Here is a 22072-nt window from a genome sequence, read left to right on the forward strand (position 1 = left end):
TCTACAGCGATGCAAATTTGCATCACACTCACCCATCATCCGCAACCTCCATACGGCCATGAACTGGGACGACACCCGCATCTTTCTTGCCCTGACCCGCGCGCCCTCCTTGCGCGCCGCCGCGCGCAGCCTGGGCGTGGACCAGGCCACCGTCGGGCGGAGGCTGAACGCGCTGGAGGCCGAACTGGGCGCCAAGCTGTTTCTGCGTGCCAAGGACGGCTACCTGCTCACCGCTGCAGGCGAGACAGCGCTTGCCGCCGCCCGCCGCATGGAAAGCGCGGCCCTAGACCTGCGCACCCGCATCGAGGGCCAGGACACCAGCCCCGGCGGCCTGGTGCGCGTGACCAGCACTGACTCGATCGCCATCGACCTGCTCATGCCCGCCATTGAGCGCCTGCAACAGCACTGGCCCCACATTCGCGTGGACCTGGAGGTGTCCACCCAGTTGCTCAGCCTCAGCCGCCGCCAGGTGGACATCGCTTTCCGCAACGTCCGGCCCGAGACGCCCGACCTCGTGGTGCGCCGCGTGGTGTCGTGGCCTGTGGGCCTGTTCGCCAGTGCGGGCTATGTCGAGCGTTTTGGCATGCCGGTGCCAGAGGACGAACTGCGCGGCCACCACCTGGTGGCCTACGCGCCTTACCTGGAGCAAAGCCCGTTTCTGACCATGGCGGGCGTGCCTGCGCGCCAGGCCCGGATTGCGCTGGCCGTGCGCTCCAGCCTGTTGGTGCGCAAGGGCGTGGCGGCGGGCATTGGCCTGGGTGAAATGCCGGTGTGGATGGGGGCGCGCGAAGGCCTGGTGCGCATCTGGCCCGAGCGCCGCCGGGCGACCGACTACGAGGTCTGGCAAGTCATGCACCCCGACCTGCAACGCACGGCCCGGGTGCGCGCCACCGCAGAGTTTCTGTCCGAGGCATTCCAAGTCCAGTAGGCGCCGCAAGCCGATGGAGCCCGCCCCGCCGGGCCGGGCCCCCACTGCAGCACAGGATGCACCATACTCTGACGCAGACCCATACCCCTTGCGCCCCAACATGCCACACACCATTCACCACCAGGAACAGGACGCCAAAGGTGCGTTCTACATCGAGCGCAACGGCCAGCGCCTGGCCGAGATGACCTACAGCCGCACCAACGCCACGATGATCATCGTGGACCACACCGAGGTGGACCCATCGCTCGGCGGCCAGGGTGTGGGGCGCGCGCTGCTCGACGCACTGGTTCAATGGGCCAGGGCCACAGGCACCAAGGTGGTCCCGCTGTGCCCGTTCGCCAAGGCGCAGTTCGACAAGGACGTGTCTTTGCGGGACGTGCTGGTGTAAACAGGCCCGCTGACAGTGGTGCCCGCCCGAGGCGGTCCATTGCTGGTCACTGCGGGTCATGGCAAAGAACGCCCTTGCCCGTGGATGGGCGGCGCAACCCGCGCGCATCGATGGTGGAGTGACTCTAGTCCTGTGAGCCCACAGCCGCTGAAGACGCCAGGGGCCTTCAGGTAGAAAATTCAGCCATGGATCAAAGCGTCATTTACGCCCTGGGCGCAGCGGTGCTCTTTGGCGCCAGCACCCCATTTGCCAAGCTGCTGACGGGCGACCTGCCACCGGTGCTGCTGGCAGGCCTTCTGTATCTGGGCAGCGGCCTGGGACTGGCCCTGGTGCGTGTGGTCCGCGATGGCGGGCTCAAGCCCTCTGGCATTCCCTTGAATGAATGGCCCTGGCTCCTGGGCGCCGTGCTGTTTGGAGGCGTGGTGGGGCCGGTGGCGCTGATGCTTGGACTGCGCTCCACGAGCGGCGCCACGGCTTCGCTGTTGTTGAATCTGGAAGCGGTGCTGACCGCAGTCATTGCCTGGTGGGTGTTCAAAGAAAACGCCGACCGGCGCATCGTGGGGGGCATGCTTGCCATCGTGGTGGGAGGCATTGCCCTGGGCTGGCAGACCGGCTCTCCGTGGCAACCCGGCGGCACGGGCTCCTGGCTGGTGGGCCTGGCCTGCTTGTGCTGGGCCATCGACAACAACCTCACACGCAAGGTTTCTGCCTCCGACGCGCTCTTCGTTGCCAGCATCAAGGGCCTGATCGCGGGGTCGGTCAACACCACGCTGGCCATCAGCATGGGCGCCGCCTGGCCTTCGTGGGCCACACTGTCTGCAACGATGGCTGTCGGCCTTTTGGGATACGGACTGAGCCTTGTGCTGTTTGTGCTGGCATTGCGCGGGCTCGGCACAGCCCGCACGGGAGCGTACTTCTCCACCGCGCCCTTCATGGGGGTGGTTGTGTCCTTGTTGGTGTTCTCGGAGCCAACCTCGTGGGTGTTTTGGATGGCCGCTGCGCTGATGGGCCTGGGGGTGTGGTTGCACCTCACGGAACACCACAGCCATGAGCACCAACACGAAGCGCTGGAACACGAGCACGAACACGAACATGACGAGCACCACCAGCACGCGCATGGCGTAGAGCATTGCGGCAGCGGCAAACACAGCCACCGACACACGCACCTGCCACTGAAGCACACGCATCCGCACTACCCGGACATCCACCATCGGCATGTCCATTGAGACCGAACACCCGCTTGTGGCGGGGCCGTCCCTTTGCAGGCAGCACGGCATTCAGCGTTAAGCGCCCCCCAGTCATCACCAAGGGACGCGCCGTTGGCGAGCCCGCAGGGTGCGCAATTAGCGCAGTGCCATCCAGCCCTCCACCTCTCCCACCAAATGCGCCCGGAACACCTCGGCAATCGGTGACAGCTGCTTGCCCTTGGGCCAGACCAGGTGCCACTGCGACTGGATGGGAAAGCCTTGCACGTTGAGCACGGCAAGCCCCTCGTGGTGCGGACCCAGGGCGTGGTGAGAGACGATGGAAACGCCCAGCTGGCCCTCCACCGACTCCTTGATGGCTTCGTTGCTGCCCAGCTCCAGCAATGCGCTGGGCGCAAAACCCAGTTGGCGCAGGTGGGCGTCGGTGGCCATGCGGGTGCCGGAGCCTTTTTCGCGCAGGATGAAACGCTCCGTCTGCAATTGCGCGAGCTTGATGCGCTTTTTGGCGGCCAGGGGGTGGCCTGCAGGGGCGATGACAACCAGCGGGTTCGGCATGAGGATCTGGTCCTCCAGCGGCAAATCCGCAGGCGGCATGGACATGACGTAGAGGTCGTCCAGATTGCTGCGCAGGCGGGTGATGACGTGGTCGCGGTTGAGTACCTCCAGCGAGATATCGATCTGCGGGTGCAGCTTGCAGAAGCTGCCCAGCAGGCGGGGCACAAAGTACTTGGCGGTGCTGACCACGGCGACCTTGAGGCGCCCGCTGGTGAGGCCCTTGGCGCCCGACACACGCTGCTCGAACGCATCCCACTCGCCCGCAATGGCACGCGCAGTGCGGGCCAGGGCCTGTCCCGCCTCGGTCAGGTGTACACGGCGTGAGACCACCTCGTACAGCGGCAGGCCCACGGCCTGGGTCACCTCACGCAACTGCATGGAGGCCGTGGGCTGCGTGACATGCATGACCTTGGCAGCGGCGCTGACGCTGCCCGTCTCGGCCAGCGCCAGGAACAGCCGCAGCTGGCGAAAGGTGATGTTCATAGATTTTTATCTATAGATAAACGCGTTCGAATCGATTTTACTTTGCAGCCACACATCCCTAGCATCGACCCCCAACAAGGAGTTGAATGATGCAAAGCTTGCTGGACCCCGCGATTTTGTTTTTTGCCCTGGGAGTGTTTGCGGGCCTGGTCCGATCCAACCTGGAGATGCCGGCGGCGATCTCGAAGTTCTTGTCCATCTACCTGCTGATGGCGCTGGGCCTCAAGGGCGGGTTTGCCTTGGCGGCTTCAGGCCTGACACCCAGTGTGGCCAGCAGTCTGGGGCTGGCGGTGCTGCTGGCCGTGGTGGTGCCGCTGGTGGGCTATGCGCTGCTGCGGCGGGTGCTGTCGGGCTTCAACGCGGCGGCGGTCGCAGCCACCTACGGATCGGTCAGCGCCGTGACCTTTGTGACGGCCACGCAGTACCTGGAGTCACAGCACATTGCCTACGGCGGCTACATGGCGGCAGCCATGGCGCTGATGGAGTCGCCCGCCATCATCCTGGCGGTGATGCTGGCCAATGCGATGCGGCAGCGGCAGTCGGTGGCTCAGTCGTTGGCAATCACCCCCACAAGCCCCCTCCTGCGCGTGCCACCGGTGGTCGCCATGGCGTCGGCAGGGGGCCCCGCGCTGGGTGGCGCAAGCGCAGGGGGCGCACCTGGCAAGCCGGGGCCTCACCTGTCGGTGGGCAAGATCCTGCACGAATCATTCACCGACGGCACCCAGTTGCTGCTGCTGGGCGCCATGGTGATCGGCATGGTGACTGGCGATGCTGGCAAGGCGGCCATGCAGCCGTTCTCGGGCGATCTGTTCAAGGGCATGCTGTGCCTGTTCTTGCTGGACATGGGCCTGTCCACGGCTCGCAACCTGCCTGCGGTGCGCAAGCAGTCGCCATGGCTGCTGGCTTACGCGGTGCTGGGGCCGCTGACGCACGCCAGTCTGGCCCTGGCGCTGGCCTGGCTGCTGCAGGTGCCCACGGGGGATGCCGTGCTGCTCATGGTGCTGGCCGCCAGCGCGTCCTACATCGCGGTGCCTGCCGTGGTGCGCTATGCCATCCCCGAAGCCGACCCGTCGCTGTATGTGAGCCTCTCGCTGGGGGTGACGTTTCCGCTGAACATCCTGGTGGGTATTCCGCTGTACACGCAGGTGGTACAGCGGGTGTGGGGGGGCTGACGAGGCAACGCATTGCGGCCTGCGGCGCGCAGTGCAAAGTGCAAGGAGAAGGGCACGGGATCTAGAAGAGGCTCCCCTGCCCTTTCAGCAGCCCTGGCCTGAACTGCCCCAGGTCCAGCCCCTCGCGCTCCCGGTTGAGCCCCAGGCGGCGGCAGATGTTGGCAAACCGCTGGCGCAGCAGGTCGGCCCAGAGCCCGCTGCCTTTCATGCGGGTGGCAAAGTCGCTGTCATAGGTCTTGCCGGCTGCGCGCTGGGCCCCGGTCAGGGGGTGCAGGTCTTGCACCCGGGCCATGACGCGCGCTGCACGCTGCGGGTAGTGCACGGCGAGCCACTCTCGAAACAATGCATCCAGCTCCCACGGTAGCCGCAGCACAGTGTAGAACGCGGTGCGCGCACCGGCCTCGCGTGCGGCCTCCAGTACCTGCTCCATGTCTTCGGTGATGAACGGGATCTGGGGCGCCACGCTCACGCCCACCGGCACACCCGCCTCGGCCAGCGCACGGATGGTGCGCAGGCGCCGGTGGGGCGCGGCGGCGCGGGGTTCCATGCGGCGAGCCAGCGCAGCGTCGAGTGTGGTGATGGTGATGTACACCGCCGCCAAGCGCTGCGCTGCCAGCGGGGCGAGCAGGTCCAGGTCGCGCTCCACGCCGCTGGATTTGGTGATCAGCGAAAACGGGTGGCGCGCCTCGCGCATCACTTCGATCACGCTGCGCGTGAGCTTCAGGTCACGCTCCACGGGCTGGTAGCAGTCGGTGGCGGAGCCGATGTTGAGCAAACGCGGCACGTAACGCGGCTGTGCAAGCTCTTGACACAACACCTGCGCCACGTTGTGCTTGGCCACGATCTGCGTCTCAAAGTCGAGCCCGGGCGAAAAATTGAGGTAGCTGTGTGTGGGACGGGCGTAGCAGTAGATGCAGCCGTGCTCGCAGCCCCGGTAGGGGTTGACCGAGAGTTCAAAAAAGATGTCTGGCGAGTCGTTGGCGCAGATGGCGCTGCGTGCCGTCTCGAAATGCACGCGGGTGGCGGGTGAGGGGCTGGCGCAGGCTCCCTCGTCGCCCCCGCCCCATGCATCACCCTCTTCAGCCCCCCTGCCGTTCGGGCTGCCACCCTCAGCCGTACCCGTGCCACCCTGCTCCACGCCCTCGGCCCTGCCAAGGGCGCGCGGATGGTTCCACCCATCATCCGCACGTTCGCGCTGGTCTTTGGCAAAGCGGTGGGCCATGGCCGTGGCGGCACCGCGCCCGCGGATGGCCTGCAGCGGAATGCGGATGTCCTGCGGCCGTGCAGGCAGGTCGTCGTCGGGAGGGTCAAGTGAACTCATGGCGATCGAGTGGTGGAGCAGCATGCACGATAAAACTGTTTATTTATACAGTATTTGTCCGCCACCTACAAACCCACCCTCTGGCAAAGCCCCAATTCGGTGCAAAGCCTTGCACCAACTCCTGGCGCACTTCTTGCTTCAACTTGGTGCAAATCTGTGGCGTCGGATGAAAACGCACCAGAGTCGATCAATCACTATCGCGAGGACGTTATGGAAGCACTCAAACAGGGCACAGATGCCTTGTTCATCTTGCTCGGGGCGATCATGGTGTTGGCCATGCACGCCGGGTTTGCGTTTCTGGAGCTGGGCACAGTCCGCAAAAAGAATCAGGTGAATGCGCTGGTCAAGATCCTGGTGGACTTTTCGGTGTCCACGGTGGTCTATTTTGTGGTCGGCTACACAGTGGCCTACGGCACGCATTTCTTCATCGGTGCCGAATCGCTGGCGCAGCAAAGCGGCTATGCGCTGGTCAAGTTCTTCTTCTTGCTCACGTTTGCGGCAGCCATTCCAGCCATTGTGTCGGGCGGCATCGCGGAGCGCGCCAAGTTTTGGCCGCAACTGCTGGCAACAGCAGTCATCGTGGGCTTTGTGTACCCGTTTTTTGAGGGTATTGCCTGGAACCAGCATTTTGGCGTGCAGGGCTGGATCAAGGCGCTGACGGGCGAAGAGTTCCACGACTTTGCGGGCTCGGTGGTGGTGCACGCCATGGGCGGCTGGATTGCGTTGCCGGCGGTGATCCTGCTGGGCTCTCGCGCCAACCGCTACCGCAAGGACGGTGCGATCTCGGCCCACCCGCCGTCCAACATCCCGTTCCTGGCGCTGGGCGCCTGGGTGCTGGTGGTGGGCTGGTTCGGCTTCAATGTGATGAGCGCGCAGACCGTGGACAAGCTTTCGGGCCTCGTCGCGGTGAACTCGCTGATGGCCATGGTGGGCGGCACGCTGGCCGCCCTGGTGCTGGGCAAGAACGACCCCGGCTTTGTGCACAACGGCCCGCTGGCGGGTCTGGTGGCCGTGTGTGCGGGCTCGGACCTCATGCACCCGCTGGGTGCGCTGGTGGTCGGCGCGGTGGCCGGGGCCATTTTTGTGCTGATGTTCACCCTGACGCAAAACAAATGGAAGATCGACGACGTGCTGGGCGTATGGCCGCTGCACGGGCTGTGCGGCACTTGGGGCGGACTGGCTGCGGGTATCTTTGGCAGCAAGGCGTTGGGCGGGCTGGGCGGGGTCAGCCTGTCGGCCCAGCTCATCGGCACCGGCTTGGGCGTGCTCTGGGCCCTGGTTGGCGGCGTGGCGGTGTACGGCATCCTCAAGCAGACGGTGGGTATCCGCCTGACACAGGAAGAAGAGTTTGACGGCGCCGACCTGAGCATCCACAAGATCAGCGCCACGCCCGACCGCGAAGTGAGCTGGTAGCCAGCCCAACCGGCGGCGGCCCGGGCCCGGCACCACGCCTGGTGCAAGGCCCAGCCGTCGCCTTGGCGCCCCGTCTGACATCGCCTGGGCCGGCGCACGGCTATACCTGAGCCCTGCGCCCCAGCGGCTCCACGGTCACAATCGCGCCATGTTGTCTTTGCCCTCCTTGTCCTTGACCCTGCCCCTGCGGGCCCGCCCCGGCTGGCTGGGCATGGCGCTGGTGGTGGTTGCCATGGCCCTTGCCGGTTGTGCGGGCCTGCCCAAGGATGTGGACCGCCCGGTGTCGGCAGCCTGGTCGGCCCCTGGCGATACCCCCCTGGGCCAGTTGGTAGCAGCACGCAGGGTCCCCGAAGGGGCGCGGCACGCTTCGGGGTTTGCGCTGCTCAGCGGCCCGCAAGCCGCCTACAGCAGCCGCCTGGCACTGGTGGACGCCGCACAGAAAACCCTGGACCTGCAGTACTACGCGATCCACGCAGACGCCAGCAGCGAACGCCTGCTGCTCAGCGTGATGGCAGCAGCCCAGCGCGGCGTGCGGGTGCGCGTACTGCTGGACGACTTCCACAGCACCGGGCGTGATGCGCAGGTGATGCGGCTGGCGTTTGTGCCCAACATCGAGATGCGCATGTTCAACCCCCTCACGGGCGCAAGGGGGTCTCCCATTGGCCGCATGCTGGGCCTGCTGGGCGACTTCTCGCGCGTGCAGCAGCGCATGCACAACAAGCTGTTCATTGCCGACAACGCCATGGCAGTGACCGGGGGCCGCAACCTGGGTGATGCCTATTTCGGCAATGCCGACTCGGGCAACTTTGTGGACCTGGACGTGCTGGCGGCAGGTCCCATCGTGCGGGACCTGTCGCGCAGCTTTGACAGCTACTGGAACAACGAGCGCGCCTACCCGGTGCAGTCGCTCATCACACAGGGCGAGCTTGACCACTTGCGCGACAGCATCCGTGTGGCCGACGAAGGGCGAAGACGCCGTGTCGCAGGCCAGGGTGGCACCACCGCCCCAGACCGCCTGCCGCCCGACATGGGGCCAGGCACCACCGCTGCGCAGCGGGCACGCATCTGGAACTACGAGCCCATGGACCTGGAGCGCACGCCCTTCGTCTGGGCTGCGGCGGCCGTGCTGGTGGACCAGCCTGCCAAGATTCCGGCCGACAGCGCAGGGACGGGCAATGGGGCTGCTCTGGCCTTGGCAGCGCCGCCGCCGGGCCCAGGCGCCAGCGCCGCCGCAGGGGCGACCCACAGCCCCAAGGCCGCTGCTGCCGCCTTGGTCTCGGGCTCCCGCACGATACCGGCGGCCGACAGCGCGGCAGCCCCCCCACCCCGCGTGCTGCCGACGGCCGATAGCGCCACCGCATCTTCCAACGGCGCGCCACCCGACAGCCCCCGCGCAAGCCCCGAAGCCACCGAGGCCCAAACCGACACCGTGGTGGACGGGCTGTTGCAGCTCATGGGCCAAGCGCGGCGTGACCTGCTCATCATCTCGCCCTACTTTGTGCCGGGGCCGGACATGGAGGCCGCCTTTGCGGCGGCGAGGGCGCGCGGCGTGCGGGTGCGGGTGCTGACCAATTCGCTGGCCTCCAACGACGCGCCCATTGCGCATGCCGGCTATGCCCGCCACCGGCCGCAGCTGCTTGCCATGGGGGTGGAGCTGTACGAGATGCACAGCGAACTGCCAGGGGTGCTGCGGGGAGCGCTGGGCGTATCGGGCAGCATGGGCGGCGGCGCGGGTGCCGTGGGTTCGCAAGGCAGCTCGCGCGCCATGCTGCACTCCAAGCTGATGATCGTGGACGGCCGACTGCTGGCAGTGGGGTCGATGAACCTGGACATGCGCTCGCAGCGGCAGAACACCGAGGTGGCGCTGCTGATCCGCAGCACGGAGCTGTCTCGCCGCGCCCTCACTCAGATCGACACGGCGCTGAAAGAATCCGCGTGGCAGGTGCAGGCCACCGACCAGGGCCTGCGCTGGCGCGCCCCCGAGGGCAGCGGGCTGCCAGACGCCACGACCGAGCCCGACGCCAGTGCCCCGCTGCGGCTGATGCTGCAGCTGCTGGGCCCCCTGGCGCCCGACCACCTGCTGTAGCAGCGGCCTGAGACCCTGTCCTAAGCGCCGTGGGCGCTCTGGGCTTGCGCCTGCAAGTCCGCCACCCACACGGTGATCGCCCGCTGGTCCGTCATGGTGCGCACATGCTGGTACGCCACCTCGGCCTCGGCAAACCGGCGGCGCAACAGGTTAAGCCATTGCTTGAGGCGCCCCGCGCGCTGGCGCGGCTCCAGGTCGTCGCACACCAGCTGCCAGAAGGCGGCCAGGTGTGGCACCAGATCGGCCCAAACCACGGTGTCCGTGTCCGGACGTCCTGCATCGGCAGCGCGAATGGCGCGTGCCAGGCCGGGGTCCGCCACGATGCCGCGCCCCAGCATTAGCGCGTCGCAGCCCGACACTTCACGGCAGCGCTGCGCGTCGGCCACCGTCCAGATCTCGCCATTGGCCACCACCGGGATGGTGACCGCCGCGCGGATGGTGGGGATGTGCTCCCAGTAGGCCGGTGGGCGGTAGCCATCGGCCTTGGTGCGCGCGTGCACCACCAGCTCAGCAGCGCCCCCTGCCTGCATGGCCTGGGCACATTCACGCATCAGGTGGGTGTCGTTGAACCCCAGGCGCATCTTGGCCGACACCGGCAGGTGCGCCGGCACGGCGCGGCGCACCGCAGCCACCACCGCCGCAATGCGCTCAGGCTCCTGCAGCAGCGCCGCGCCACCGCCGTGGCGGTTGACCACCTTGGCGGGGCAACCGAAGTTCAGGTCGATCCCCTCGGGGCCCAGCGCCGCCAGGCGCGCCGCGTTCTCGGCCATGCTGACCGGGTCGGAGCCCAGCAACTGGGCCCGCACGGGCACCCCGGCCAAGGTACGGCTGCCGTTGCGCAACTCGGGCACGTAGCGCAGGAACACCTTGTCGGGCAGCAGGGTGCCGGTGATGCGGATGAACTCCGACACGCAGCGGTCCACGCCGCCCACGCGGGTCAGCACATCGCGCAGCACAAAATCCAGAAGCCCCTCCATCGGGGCGAGCAGCAAGGTCATGTCACGGGCTCTGCTGGCTCGATGAGCCCTCTCCGAAAAAAGAGCCTCCACAGGCACTCAGCAGCAAAATTCAAACAAAAATAGCACCAAGCGCTAGTGCAATATGCCCAAGCAGCTATCAAATAAGGAGCAATTGCGCAGGCAATCGGCGCTTGAGGCAGCGCCAGCCAGCCCACGATTGTGATGCAGGACATCCCAAGGGGGTCATCACGGCGTCACGCCCGGCTGGTGGAATCGTCGCTCCAGAGACCGACCGCCACGGAGACACCCCATGCTGCTGCAAAAAACCGACAAAGCCCGCCTGGAACTCTCGCCTGGTGTGCGCACCCTGAGCCTGCGCGAACGCTCTCTGCTCCTGCTGGCCGACGGCAAACCGCTGTCAGACCTGCAAGCCATGTACAACGGCATTGGCGCGCAGATTGTCGAGAACCTGATGCGCCAGGGCTACCTGACCGGGCCGGCAGACCTGCCGCCCACGCCGGAGCCCGCCGCACCCTCCGTCGAGCGCCCGGCACCGGGTGAGTCCCTGCGGTCGCTGGCCGGTGCGCGCATGTACCTGTTTGACACCTGCGAGCGCCTGTTTGCGCGCCGCGACCCTGTGCTGGCACAGCATTTCCGCGAGGCGCTGCGCGCTGCCAAGGACCGCACCAGCATGCTGGACGTGGGCGAAGCCATGTTTGAAGAAGTGGCACTCGCTGCAGGCGCCGAGCGTGCCGCCAGCCTGCGTGAGCGGCTGGACCAGTTGCTGCCCACCAGCCCGGTGGCTGAAAACTTTGCCACTACGCAGCCCGCGCTGCTGAGTTGAGCCGGTCTGTGCGGGTTCAGGCCGCAGCAAGCCGCCACAGAGACGTGACCTCGGCCGCACGCGCAGCGTGCAGCGCATCCTGCGCGTCGGCAGCCTTGGCATGCACCGGCTTGACATCGTGGCGGCCACGCACCACCAGGCCAGCCTCGGCAATCCAGGCCAGCAGATGTGCGCGCGGGCGCAGGCCCAGGTGTTCGGCCAGGTCCGACAAGATCAGCCAGCCCTCGCCGCCGGGCTCCAGGTGTGCCGCCAAACCCGCCAGAAAACCCTTGAGCATGCGGCTGCCTTCGTCGTACACGGCGTGTTCGATGGGCGAGTTGGCGCGCGCCGGCACCCAGGGGGGGTTGCACACCACCAGCGGCGCCCGGCCCGGTGGAAACAGGTCCGCTTGCTGCAACTCGACACGGTCGAGCAGCTGCAGGCGCTGCAGGTTCTCGCGCGCACAGGCCAGTGCCCGGGGATCCTGGTCGGTGGCCACCACGCGCTGCACGCCACGGCGCGCCAGCACGGCCGACAACACCCCCGTGCCCACGCCAATATCAAACGCCAGGGCCTTGCTGGGCAAAGGTGCTGCTGCCACCAGCCCCACGTATTCGCCACGCACCGGCGAGAACACACCATAGTGCGGGTGAATGCGGTTGAGCGGCGGAGCACCCAGCGCAGGGATTTCGACCCCTTTCTTGCGCCACTCATGCGCGCCCACCAGCCCCAGCAGCTCGCGCAGCGTGGCCACAGAGCGCTCGCCGGTCGCAGGCCCCCAGGCCTCTGTGCAGGCCTGGCGCCAGTCGGGCGCGCGACGCAGCGCAACGCTGTAGTCCCCCTCCAGCGGAATCAGCACCGACGCCAGCACCCGCGCGCGCTGCGCCTGTGCCTGGCGGTGCAGGTGAAACGCTTCGGCCGCCGTGGCCGCCGCCAGTTTCTGGGACGCTTTTGCAGCCGCCTTGCGGGGCTTCTTGTCGGCCCGGCGCATCAGCGCTTGCAGCAGGTGCCGCGCGTTCTGGAAATCACCCTGCCACAGCAACCCCGTCCCCTCACAGGCCATGCGGTAAGCCGTGTCGGCGGCCAGCGTGTCGTCAGCCCCCTCTACCCGGCGCGGCGCGGAGGCGCCACTCTCGGAGCGCCACAGGGCTTGCTGGGGCTGGCCCTGGTGGGTCCAGTGGATGGTGGAAGGATTTGTTGGCATCAGAGTCTGACAGTGCCGCGCACAGTCCGTAGTATGGGAAACAGGCGCGCGGCAGGCCGGGGATGCCGAGCAAGGGCCGCCCTGCAGCGAAGGCATCGTCCCCCTGCCCGCGCAGCGCAGCGAAGCCAGAGCGGAGGGAACGAGCGCAGCGGCGCAGGGGGGTGTCGTCGCACTTTATGCGTTGATCGGGCGCTTCAGGCGCACTTCTTCGATCTTCACGCCGCCGATCACGGCGGTCTTGGCGGTGGACAGCTCGCGCTTGAAGCCGGCCAGCTCATGAAAGCGCAGCGCGCGCTCATTGCGCAGCGGCACCCAGGCGGTGACGTTGGTGCAGCCTTCTTCTTGCAGGCCATCACGAGCGGCGTCCCACAGGGCCAGACCCACGCCCTGGTTCCAATGGGTGGGGGCCGCGTAGATGGCCCAGATTTCACCAGTGGTGGGGCGGGACTTTTCATCGCGCGAGCGGTCGTAGCCGACAAAGCCGACGATCTTCTCGCCATCGACCGCCACCTGGACCTGGGGCTCGCAATATTCAATGGCCTCGCGCCAGTAGGCCTGGCGCTTTTCGACCGACATGGATTTCAACTGCTCGTCTGGCACCAGTCCTTTGTAAGCCTCTTGGGCAGAGACAGTGTGGATCTGGGCGATGGCTTTGGCATCGCGAAGCGTAGCGGGACGAACCTGGATACTTGACATGAAAAAACCGAACGAAAACGAGGAATGAAAAAACAAAAGGACCGGCATTGTCGCCGCAAACGGTTTTTCCACCCTGACAGGCGGGTAGCGCGGCCCTGTCGGTCACGCCTCCCAGCCTCGCTTTTCGCCCCCCACGCCCCGCATGCGCAGGGGCCCGCAGCCAACCCTCAGGCCATGACCATGGCGCCCGACAAGGCGCTGCCCGCAGCCGCAGTGGCCGCTGCCGCTGCGCGCTGCACCATCGCGCGCTTGTTGCGGGGGCGGGGCACATGCACTGCCGGAGGCGCGCCGTTGATGGCCGCGAGGCTGAGCACCAGGGTGACGGTGCGCGAACCGCCATCGCGGTCTTCGCTGGCATACGCGCGGTAGCTGCCGTTGCCCTGGCCATGGCTGCGCTGCACCGTATGGAACGCCACCCGTGCCCCCGTCACCCGGTGGCCGCCAAAGGGCAGCACCCGCAGGCGCGCGTCGCGGTCCAGCGCCAGGCCCAGGTTGCCCGGCCGGTTGATCAGGTCGGTGCGGATGCCACGCCAGGTCTGCCCAGCGTCGGCCGAGAACTGCCAGGTGCCAGCCTGGGCGTCCAGGTGCTCGATCACCACGCCGGCTGCCGCCAGCATGTCGGGGCAGTGCTCCTGCACGATGAGCGCCACGCTGTTGCCCCCCAGGCCCGTGCCCGCATGGGCTGCGCCAGGGTTGGCCGCGGGTCGTCGTTCGCTGTGGTGCAGGCCTGCTTCGGAGGTGCTGGCGCCATGGGTGTGTGCATTGATCGTCATGGGAACCCTTTGAAAACGGAGTGTGGTTACGAAGGTTTGCGCATTGGTGCGCACCCAAAGTGCTTTTCAATGCTTGACGGAAAGTCTAGAAAGTGCACATCCGTGCGTCCATCGCACAAATGGACTAGCCCGCAACACCCGGTTGTGCGCAATACTTGCCTGTATGACTGCCCGTCTTTTGCTTGTGGATGACCACACCCTGTTCCGCACGGGGCTACGCCTGATCGTGCAGGACCACCCCAGCGTGGGCAGCATTGCCGAGGCCGGATCGATCGCCGATGCCTGCGCGCTGCAGCAGGCGGAGATCGACCTGGTCCTGCTGGACATCCAGTTGCCCGGCATGAGCGGGCTGGACGGCCTGCGACTGTTGCGACAGGCGTGCCCCCGGGCGCGCATCGTTCTGGTGTCGGCCAGCGTGGCACCCGATGCCATCCACGAAGCGCGCGCGCGCGGGGCCGATGGCTTTTTGCCCAAGTCCGCCAGCGCCGAGGACATCCTAGAGGCCATCAGCTGCGCACTGTCAGGCCAGCCGTGTTTTCCGATCAACAGCGGCAACAGCGCCACGGTGCGGGGGCCCGACACGCCATCCCTCACGGCGCGGCAGCTGGATGTGCTGTCGCTGCTGTGCACGGGCAGGCCCAACAAGGTGATCGCCCGCGACCTGGGGCTGAGCGAGAACACGGTGCGTGTGCATGTGGCGGCCATCTTTGCGCAGCTGGGCGTCAACAGCCGCAGCGCTGCCCTGCTGGCGGCCCAGCGCCTGGGCCTGTCCACCCCGCAGCTTCATGACCCCCTCTGAAACCAGTCCGCTGCCCCTCGAACCGGTGATACCACCCACACGCTGGGGCTGGCCGGTGTGGGAGCGCGACGAGGTCCTGCGCGAACAGGTAGCCCTGCTGCGACAGAACTTTCCGATGACGCTGCTGGCATCGCTGGCCACGGCCCTGGGCACGCTCTGGGTCATGGCCCGCGTGGCAGACACGCAGGCCATTACGGTATGGCTGGTCTCGCACACGCTGGTGGTGGCCGGGGTGTACCTCACGCTGCGCAGCATTGCACCGTTTGTGAATCCTGCGCCGCAGGCCGCGCGCAAGCTCATCGCCTGCATGGCGGCCATGGGCCTGAGCTGGGGCAGCCTGGGCTATGTGGTGCTGTACTGGGGCAACTCCGACAGCGTCATCTACGCCATCGGCATCATCAGCACCGTCTCGTCGGGAGCGCTCGGGCTCGGCGCGCCGCTTTACCGGGCCTACGTCACCTACCTCACCAGCGCCATCGGCGGCGTGATGCTGTCAGTGGCGTTGGCGGGCGGGCCCGTGATGTGGCCTGCGCTGTTCCTGACCGGGGTGTACTACGCGCTGACCTGCCTGCAGGCACGCACGGCCGACCGTGCCACAAGGCGCAGCATTGCGCTCAAGCTGGAAAACGAACGCCTGGTCAGCCAGCTGCGGGCCGAATCGCAGCGGGCCCTGGCGGCACAGGAGGCCGCCGAGCAGGCCGACCGCGACAAATCCCGCTTTCTGGCGGCTGCCAGCCATGACCTGCGCCAGCCCTTGCATGCCATGGGTCTGTTTCTGGAATCGCTGCACCGCAGCCCACTCAATGACCACCAGCGCACCGTGCTGAAACACGCCCATGCCGCATCTGGCGCCGCGGCCGAGATGCTCACCACCCTGCTCGACTACTCCCGGCTGGAGGCTGGCGTGGTCAAGGTGCGGCCAGCCGCGTTTGCGGTGCAGCCCCTGCTCACCGCGCTGGAGCAGGAGTTTGGGGTGCAGGCCGACACGGCCGGCCTGGTGTACCGCACCCGCGAGACCTCTGCCGCCGCATTTGCCGACCGCTCCCTGGTCGGTCTGGTGATGCACAACTTCATCTCCAACGCCTTGCGCTACACCGCCCAGGGCGGTGTACTGATTGCCTGCCGCACGCGTGGAAAACGGCTGGCGCTGGAGGTGTGGGACACCGGGGCGGGCATCCCCGAGCACCAGTGGGAACACATCTTCAAGGAGTTCCACCAGCTCGGTAACCCGGAGCGCGACCGCCGCAAAGGCCTGGGCCTGGGCCTGGCCATCGTGCAGCGCCTGGCGCGTGAAATGCGGACCTCCGTGGAGTTGCGCTCGCAGCCTGGCAAAGGGTCTGTCTTCAGGCTGTGGCTTGACCGCTGGCAGGGTGCGCTGGAGGACGATGCCACCACACCCCAGGACGGCCGCAGCCTGGTAGGCCTGAAGGTGCTGGCCATCGACGATGACGAGGCCGTGCGCCTGGGCATGCAGTCATTGCTGCAAAGCTGGGGCTGCCAGTGCATGACGGCAGAATCCAGCGCAGACGCCCTGGAAGTCCTAGAGGACGTGACGCCCGACATCATCATCACCGACTTCCGTCTGCGCCATGAAGAAACCGGCAAACAGGTACTGCAGGCGCTGCGAGCCTACCTGGGAACCAACGTGCCCGCGATCATCATGACGGGTGACACCTCGCCCCAGCGCCTGCGCGACGCGCAGTCCACCTCCGCGTTGCTGCTGCACAAGCCGGTGTCCACCGGCCAGCTGCGCGATGCGATGGTGCAGCTCATCACCCAGCCGCCGCTGCCTGCTGCCATGGTGGACGACGAACCGGAAGACGGTCAGACAGCACCCGGGCAACTCACACAAAGCACTACAACCAGCGGCGCAGCAGCCCCATGACCTGGTCGAACTTGGCCCCATAGGGCGGATAGAACAGCGAGCCCATGGCCCAGCGCGACTGCACCAGCACCGACTTCTGGTGACAGAAGCGCAGGAACCCCTGCTCACCGTGGTAGGCGCCCCAGCCACTGTCCCCCACACCGCCAAACGGCAGGTTGTCGTGCGCAATGTGCATCAGCGTGTCGTTCACCGTCACCCCACCGCTGACGGTGCGGCGCAGCACATCGTCGCGCACGGCCTCGCTCTGGCCAAACCAATAAAGCGCCAACGGGCGGGGCCCGCTGTTGATGTGGGCAATGGCATCGTCCAGCCGCTCGTACAAGATCACGGGCAGGATGGGACCAAAAATTTCCTCCTGCATGAGCTGCATTTGCGACGTGGCACCAAACACCAGCGTGGGCAGCATCTGGCGGCTTGCACCGTCGCCCAGCGTTCCCACGGTGGGCACCACAGGTTTGCCGTCGCTAGGGTCGATGGTGTGCACCTCTGCCCCTTGTGTTTGCGCCTGCTGCAGCATCGTGCGCAAGCGGGCATGGTGCCGAGGCGTGATGATGGAGGCGTAGTCGGCGTTGCCCTCGATGGTGGGGAACAGGCGCGCCACTGCGGCCCGGTAAGCCTGCGCAAATTCGCCCTCACGGCCGCGCGGCAGCAGCACGTAGTCGGGGGCAATACAGGTTTGCCCCGCATTGAGCAGTTTGCCGTGCGCAATCTTGACGGCCGCGTCCGCCATGTCGCAATGGCCGTCGATGATGCAGGGCGACTTTCCGCCCAGCTCCAGCGTGGTCGGTGTCAGGTTCTGCGCTGCCGCCTGCGCCACCTTGCGGCCCACCGCCGTGGAGCCTGTGAACACCAGATGATCGAAAGGCAACGAGGCAAACAATGCGGACAGGTTGGCGTCTCCCTGCACTACACAGAATTCGTCGGGGGCAAAGAACTGCGCCACCAGTAGCGCCAATTGGGCCGAGGTATGGGGCGTCAACTCGCTGGGCTTGAGCATCACGCGGTTGCCCGCAGCCAGCGCGGTGATGGCGGGTGCCAGGGCCAGTTGCACCGGGTAATTCCACGGTGCAATCACCCCCACCACCCCCATGGGCTGGCGCTGGATGAAGGCGTGGGCCGGCTGAAGGTGAATCGGCGTATGCACCTTTCGGGGCTTGACCCACTTTGCCAAGTGGCGCAGCGTGTGCGACAGCAAGGTGCGCAGCACCAAGAAGTCTGCCACCTCCGTGAGGCGGGGTGACCGCATGCCAAAGTCGGCCTGCACGGCCGCCGCCAGCACAGGCCCATTCTCATCGAGCAACTTGCGCAAGCGCAGCAAACGCTCTCGCCGCACGAGCAGCGGCACGTCCACGTGCGCACGGCTGGCCTGGAACTGAAGATCGAAATGTGCGCGGATATCGGCTGGTGTCATGGATGGATGATAGGAGACACCCCGATGGGCGCGTCACAAAAAGGCAGACGCCCTAGGGTTGATGCCCGTTGGCTTACGCTCGTGCCACGGGGCTCTCATGAGATGAGGTTGGTGGCAGCCAAAGTGCAGCGGCCGCCACTGCCACATCAACGGACTTCGCGTGCGTCTACGTCAGTGACCTGTGCCGCACCCGGCAGGATGCCGCCACGGCGCGATGCGGCGGCGTCTTCACTGGCGCCTTCAGGCGCACCATTGCCTCGGCGGCCAGCAGACCACCGCTGCGTAGACCGAAAGACCGTGCTGAAGCCTGTGCGTGGGTCCACACCCATCACCCACGGCGTCACCGGTCGTCCTGTCAGGCGCGCCCAGCCTGCACGCAGCACCCACACCAGCGCAAGCAACATGGCCGCGACCAAAAGGCTGGCAAACAGGACCAACCCCATGGCCATGACGACCAGACGCAACAGAAGGCTCATGACACCCGCAACAAAATCATTCAAACGACACCTCTCCTTCACAACTTGGGATGCAGATTGCGGTGCTGAATCACACCGCAACCGCTTCCCGAGCCCACATCACTCTTGCGGGGCGACTCCGAACTGGAACACACCAGGCTCCAGGACAGGGTTGACGGTGACCGGAATCACACTCTTGGGTGGGAATCGCCCTTCCAGCAACAGCTTGGACAGCGGATTCTCTATGCGCTGCTGAATCGCCCGCTTGAGCGGCCGTGCGCCAAACACCGGATCGAACCCCACCTTGGCCAATTCTGCCAAGGCAGCGTCGGACACCTGCAACTCCAAATCCATCTTCGCCAACCGGGATTGCAACAGCTGCAACTGGATCTTGGCAATCGAGGCAATGTGCTGGGCATCCAGCGCATGGAACACCACGGTCTCATCGATGCGATTCAGGAACTCAGGCCGGAAGTGGTTTTTGAGTTCACCCCAGACGGCTTCCTTGATGTCTTCCGAATCCTGCCCCACCATGGCCTGGATCAGATGCGAGCCGATGTTGCTCGTCATCACGATCACCGTGTTCTTGAAGTCCACGGTGCGGCCCTGGCCGTCGGTCAGGCGGCCGTCGTCCAGCACCTGCAGCAACACGTTGAAGACGTCCGGGTGGGCCTTCTCCACCTCGTCGAGCAGCAGCACGCTGTAGGGCTTGCGGCGCACGGCCTCGGTCAGGTAGCCGCCCTCCTCGTAGCCCACGTAGCCGGGCGGCGCACCGATCAGACGGGCCACCGAGTGTTTCTCCATGAACTCGCTCATATCGACGCGGATCAGGTGGTCTTCGCTGTCAAACAGGAAGCCCGCGAGCGCCTTGCACAGCTCTGTCTTGCCCACGCCCGTGGGGCCGAGGAACAGGAACGATCCAGTGGGCCGATTGGGGTCACTCAGCCCCGAGCGCGAACGACGAATCGCATTGGCCACTGCGGCAATCGCCTCTTGCTGGCCCACCACACGCTCGTGCAGCTTGGACTCCATCTGCAGGAGCTTGTCTTTTTCGCCCTGCATCATCTTGGCCACGGGAATGCCCGTGGCGCGGCTCACCACTTCAGCGATTTCCTCGGCGCCCACCTGCGTGCGCAGCAGGCGGCGCGCGGCGGGCGCGCCGTCCTTGCCGGCCTCTTGCGCTTGGGCTTCCTTCAACTGCTTTTCCAGCTCAGGCAGCTTGCCGTATTGCAGCTCGGCCACCTTGTTGAAGTCACCTTTGCGAGTGAATTCCTCGATCTGAAACTTGAGCTTGTCGATGGCCTCGCGCACATGAGCGCTACCTTGCGCCTGGGCCTTTTCAGCCTGCCAGATCTCGTCGTAGTCGGCGATTTCCTTTTGCAGCTTGGTGATCTCTTCCTCGATGAGCGCAAAGCGCTTTTGTGAGGACTCGTCCTTCTCGCGGCGCACCGCTTCGCGCTCGATCTGCAGCTGTATCAGGCGGCGGTCGAGCTTATCCATCACCTCAGGCTTGGAGTCCATCTCGATCTTGATCTTGGACGCTGCCTCATCGATCAAGTCGATCGCCTTGTCCGGCAGGAAGCGATCCGTGATGTAGCGATTGCTAAGCTCAGCCGCAGCGACGATCGCCGGGTCGGTAATGTCCACGCCGTGGTGGACCTCATATTTCTCCTGCAGGCCGCGGAGGATGGCAATGGTCGCCTCCACGGTGGGCTCGCCGACCAGGATCTTCTGGAAGCGCCGCTCCAGTGCCGCATCCTTTTCGATGTACTTGCGGTATTCGTCGAGTGTGGTGGCCCCCACGCAGTGCAGCTCGCCACGCGCCAGCGCGGGCTTGAGCATGTTGCCCGCGTCCATCGCGCCCTCGCCCTTGCCCGCACCCACCATGGTATGCAGCTCGTCGATAAAGACGATGGTCTGACCTTCGTCCTTGGCCAGTTCGTTGAGCACGCTTTTCAGGCGCTCTTCAAACTCGCCACGGAACTTGGCACCCGCAAGCAGCGCGGCCATGTCGAGGCTGAGCACGCGCTTGCCCTTGAGGCTCTCGGGTACTTCGCCCGCCACAATGCGCTGCGCCAGGCCTTCTACGATGGCGGTCTTGCCCACGCCGGGTTCGCCGATCAGCACGGGGTTGTTCTTGGTGCGGCGCTGCAACACCTGGATGGCACGGCGGATTTCGTCGTCGCGGCCAATCACGGGGTCCAGCTTGCCAAGGCGAGCGCGCTCGGTGAGATCCAGGCAGTACTTGGCCAGAGCACCACGCTGGCCTTCGGCCTCTGCGCTGTCCATCTTCTGACCGCCGCGCACGGCGTCGATGGCGGCCTCCAGGCTCTTGCGCGTGAGGCCGTTGTCCTTGGCGATCTTGGCGGCTTCGCCCTTGCTGTCGATCACGGCGAGCAAAAACAGCTCGCTGGCGATGAACTGGTCACCGCGCTTGATGGCCTCTTTCTCGGTGGCTTGCAACACACGCCCCAGCTCGGGGCCGCCTTGTACTTGGTCGTTGCCCTGCACCTGCGGCAGGCGCTTAACCGCCGCCTCGGCTCCCGCCAACAGGCCGGGTACGTTGGCGCCCGCACGCTGCAGCAACGCCTTCGGGCCATCGTCCTGTTGCAGCATGGCCTGCAGCACGTGTACCGGCTCGATGTAGGCGTGGTCATTGCCTAGTGCAATGCTCTGTGCATCGCTCAGGGCTTCCTGGAATTTGGTGGTGAATTTGTCGAGACGCATGGTCTATGTCCTCCGAATTGCACTGAACTTGAGGCAGGGGGGGCCTGATTTCAAGAAGTTTTTCGTTTGGATATTGACCTGCGTGAATCGCCCCGGTTTCTGCGGAGGCTGTTTGGTTAAAGTCAGCCCACTTCCACAGTGACCTGACTGGCGAGTTGCCGGTAGTAGTTTGCCTCAGCCTCAGCAGGCGGGATGTACCCGATGGGTTCGAGCAGGCGATGGTGGTTGAACTACGATACCCATTCGAGCGTGGCGAACTCAACTGCTTCCTTGGTTTTCCATGGAGCCCGGCGGTGAATCAGTTCGGCCTTGTACAGGCCGTTGATGGTCTCGGCCAGGGCGTTGTCGTAGCTGTCGCCCTTGCTGCCCACCGAAGGCTCGATGCCAGCTTCCGCCAGTCGCTCGGTGTAGCGAATGCTGACGTATTGCGAGCCTCTATCGGAGTGACAAACCAAACTGCCATCGCGCTCAGGCTGACGGGCATAGAGGGCTTGCTCCAGGGCGTCGAGAACAAAGTCCGTGCGCATTGAACTGCTCACCCGCCACCCAACGATGCGCCTGGCAAACACGTCGATGACGAAGGCTACGTACAGCCAGCCTTGCCAAGTCGAAGCGTAAGTGAAGTCGCTCACCCACAACTGGTTCGGCCTCTCGGCCCGGAACTGCCGGTTGACCCGGTCCAATGGACATGGTGCTTTGCCATCACTGACGGTGGTTCGTACGGCCTTGCCGCGCATCACACCACGCAGTCCCATGCTGCGCATCAGACGCTCCACCGTGCAGCGGGCC

Annotated in this window: 18 protein-coding genes and 1 pseudogene; 9 read left to right on the forward strand and 10 right to left on the reverse strand. The window is 65.9% G+C overall.

All coding sequences use genetic code 11. The features are described from left to right. Positions 1-58 precede the first annotated feature (58 nt). From N4G42_RS17230 to N4G42_RS17240, 3 genes are all read left to right on the forward strand, one after another. Positions 59-928, forward strand: coding sequence for a LysR family transcriptional regulator (locus tag N4G42_RS17230; RefSeq protein WP_056064917.1), 870 nt, complete (start codon positions 59-61; stop codon positions 926-928). 100 nt (positions 929-1028) lie between these two features. Then, a complete protein-coding gene (locus tag N4G42_RS17235) occupies positions 1029-1316 on the forward strand; it encodes a GNAT family N-acetyltransferase (RefSeq protein WP_056747009.1) in 288 nt (95 codons plus the stop codon). Between the two features lie 185 nt (positions 1317-1501). Then, a complete protein-coding gene (locus N4G42_RS17240; protein ID WP_260668030.1) occupies positions 1502-2542 on the forward strand; it encodes a DMT family transporter in 1041 nt (346 codons plus the stop codon). 117 nt (positions 2543-2659) lie between these two features. Here N4G42_RS17240 and N4G42_RS17245 read toward each other — a convergent pair whose 3' ends face one another. Then, positions 2660-3559, reverse strand: a complete 900-nt coding sequence (locus tag N4G42_RS17245) for a LysR family transcriptional regulator (protein ID WP_260668031.1) — start codon at positions 3557-3559, stop codon at positions 2660-2662. An 89-nt stretch (positions 3560-3648) separates the two neighbouring features. Between N4G42_RS17245 and N4G42_RS17250 the strand changes: the two genes are divergently transcribed. Continuing rightward, positions 3649-4731, forward strand: a complete 1083-nt coding sequence (locus N4G42_RS17250; protein WP_260668032.1) for a sodium-dependent bicarbonate transport family permease — start codon at positions 3649-3651, stop codon at positions 4729-4731. A 61-nt stretch (positions 4732-4792) separates the two neighbouring features. Here the strand turns inward: N4G42_RS17250 and N4G42_RS17255 are convergent, their stop codons facing one another. After that, positions 4793-6052 (reverse strand): PA0069 family radical SAM protein, encoded by a 1260-nt coding sequence (locus tag N4G42_RS17255; RefSeq protein ID WP_260668033.1) that lies wholly within the window; start codon positions 6050-6052, stop codon positions 4793-4795. Between the two features lie 210 nt (positions 6053-6262). Here N4G42_RS17255 and N4G42_RS17260 point away from each other — a divergent pair, with 210 nt between their 5' ends. Continuing rightward, positions 6263-7465, forward strand: a complete 1203-nt coding sequence (locus N4G42_RS17260) for an ammonium transporter (RefSeq protein ID WP_260668034.1) — start codon at positions 6263-6265, stop codon at positions 7463-7465. 148 nt (positions 7466-7613) lie between these two features. Next, a complete protein-coding gene (locus N4G42_RS17265; RefSeq protein WP_260668035.1) occupies positions 7614-9551 on the forward strand; it encodes a phospholipase D family protein in 1938 nt (645 codons plus the stop codon). Between the two features lie 20 nt (positions 9552-9571). Here N4G42_RS17265 and N4G42_RS17270 read toward each other — a convergent pair whose 3' ends face one another. Beyond that, positions 9572-10549 (reverse strand): tRNA-dihydrouridine synthase, encoded by a 978-nt coding sequence (locus tag N4G42_RS17270; protein WP_056064926.1) that lies wholly within the window; start codon positions 10547-10549, stop codon positions 9572-9574. A gap of 271 nt (positions 10550-10820) precedes the next feature. Here N4G42_RS17270 and N4G42_RS17275 point away from each other — a divergent pair, with 271 nt between their 5' ends. After that, a complete protein-coding gene (locus N4G42_RS17275) occupies positions 10821-11354 on the forward strand; it encodes a hypothetical protein (RefSeq protein ID WP_260668036.1) in 534 nt (177 codons plus the stop codon). 16 nt (positions 11355-11370) lie between these two features. Here the strand turns inward: N4G42_RS17275 and N4G42_RS17280 are convergent, their stop codons facing one another. From N4G42_RS17280 to N4G42_RS17290, 3 genes are all read right to left on the reverse strand, one after another. Beyond that, complete coding sequence (locus N4G42_RS17280) at positions 11371-12537, reverse strand: class I SAM-dependent methyltransferase (protein ID WP_260668038.1); 1167 nt, start codon at positions 12535-12537, stop codon at positions 11371-11373. 174 nt (positions 12538-12711) lie between these two features. Then, the gene (locus tag N4G42_RS17285) at positions 12712-13233 is read right to left on the reverse strand and encodes a GNAT family N-acetyltransferase (protein ID WP_056065189.1); all 522 of its coding nucleotides are present in this window, start codon (positions 13231-13233) and stop codon (positions 12712-12714) included. A 167-nt stretch (positions 13234-13400) separates the two neighbouring features. Further along, entirely contained in the window at positions 13401-14006 is a 606-nt protein-coding gene (locus N4G42_RS17290; RefSeq protein ID WP_099730785.1) for a hypothetical protein, read from the reverse strand. A 163-nt stretch (positions 14007-14169) separates the two neighbouring features. Between N4G42_RS17290 and N4G42_RS17295 the strand changes: the two genes are divergently transcribed. Both N4G42_RS17295 and N4G42_RS17300 read left to right on the forward strand, forming a co-directional pair. After that, on the forward strand, positions 14170-14805 hold the full coding sequence (locus N4G42_RS17295; RefSeq protein WP_099730786.1) for a response regulator: 636 nt from the start codon (positions 14170-14172) through the stop codon (positions 14803-14805). After that, positions 14792-16690: a hybrid sensor histidine kinase/response regulator gene (locus N4G42_RS17300; protein ID WP_260668039.1), complete on the forward strand. Its 1899-nt coding sequence runs from the start codon at positions 14792-14794 to the stop codon at positions 16688-16690. The genes N4G42_RS17295 and N4G42_RS17300 overlap by 14 nt, the downstream gene beginning before the upstream one ends. On the opposite strand, the gene N4G42_RS17305 is transcribed toward N4G42_RS17300, so the two are convergent. The 4 genes and pseudogenes from N4G42_RS17305 to N4G42_RS17320 all read right to left on the reverse strand — a co-directional run. Continuing rightward, positions 16662-18101: a coniferyl aldehyde dehydrogenase gene (locus N4G42_RS17305; protein WP_260668040.1), complete on the reverse strand. Its 1440-nt coding sequence runs from the start codon at positions 18099-18101 to the stop codon at positions 16662-16664. The two genes, N4G42_RS17300 and N4G42_RS17305, sit on opposite strands and share 29 nt — an antisense overlap. Before the next feature lie 146 nt (positions 18102-18247). Then, on the reverse strand, positions 18248-18601 hold the full coding sequence (locus N4G42_RS17310; protein WP_260668041.1) for a hypothetical protein: 354 nt from the start codon (positions 18599-18601) through the stop codon (positions 18248-18250). 75 nt (positions 18602-18676) lie between these two features. Beyond that, positions 18677-21283 carry an ATP-dependent chaperone ClpB gene (clpB, locus tag N4G42_RS17315; RefSeq protein ID WP_260668042.1) on the reverse strand — a complete coding sequence of 869 codons (2607 nt, stop codon included), beginning with the start codon at positions 21281-21283 and terminating at the stop codon, positions 18677-18679. A 122-nt stretch (positions 21284-21405) separates the two neighbouring features. After that, a pseudogene (locus N4G42_RS17320) lies at positions 21406-22072 on the reverse strand (IS3 family transposase); the annotation flags it as partial.

This window comes from Acidovorax sp. K2F, from assembly GCF_025246485.1.
Classification (GTDB): Bacteria; Pseudomonadota; Gammaproteobacteria; order Burkholderiales; family Burkholderiaceae_C; genus Acidovorax; species Acidovorax delafieldii.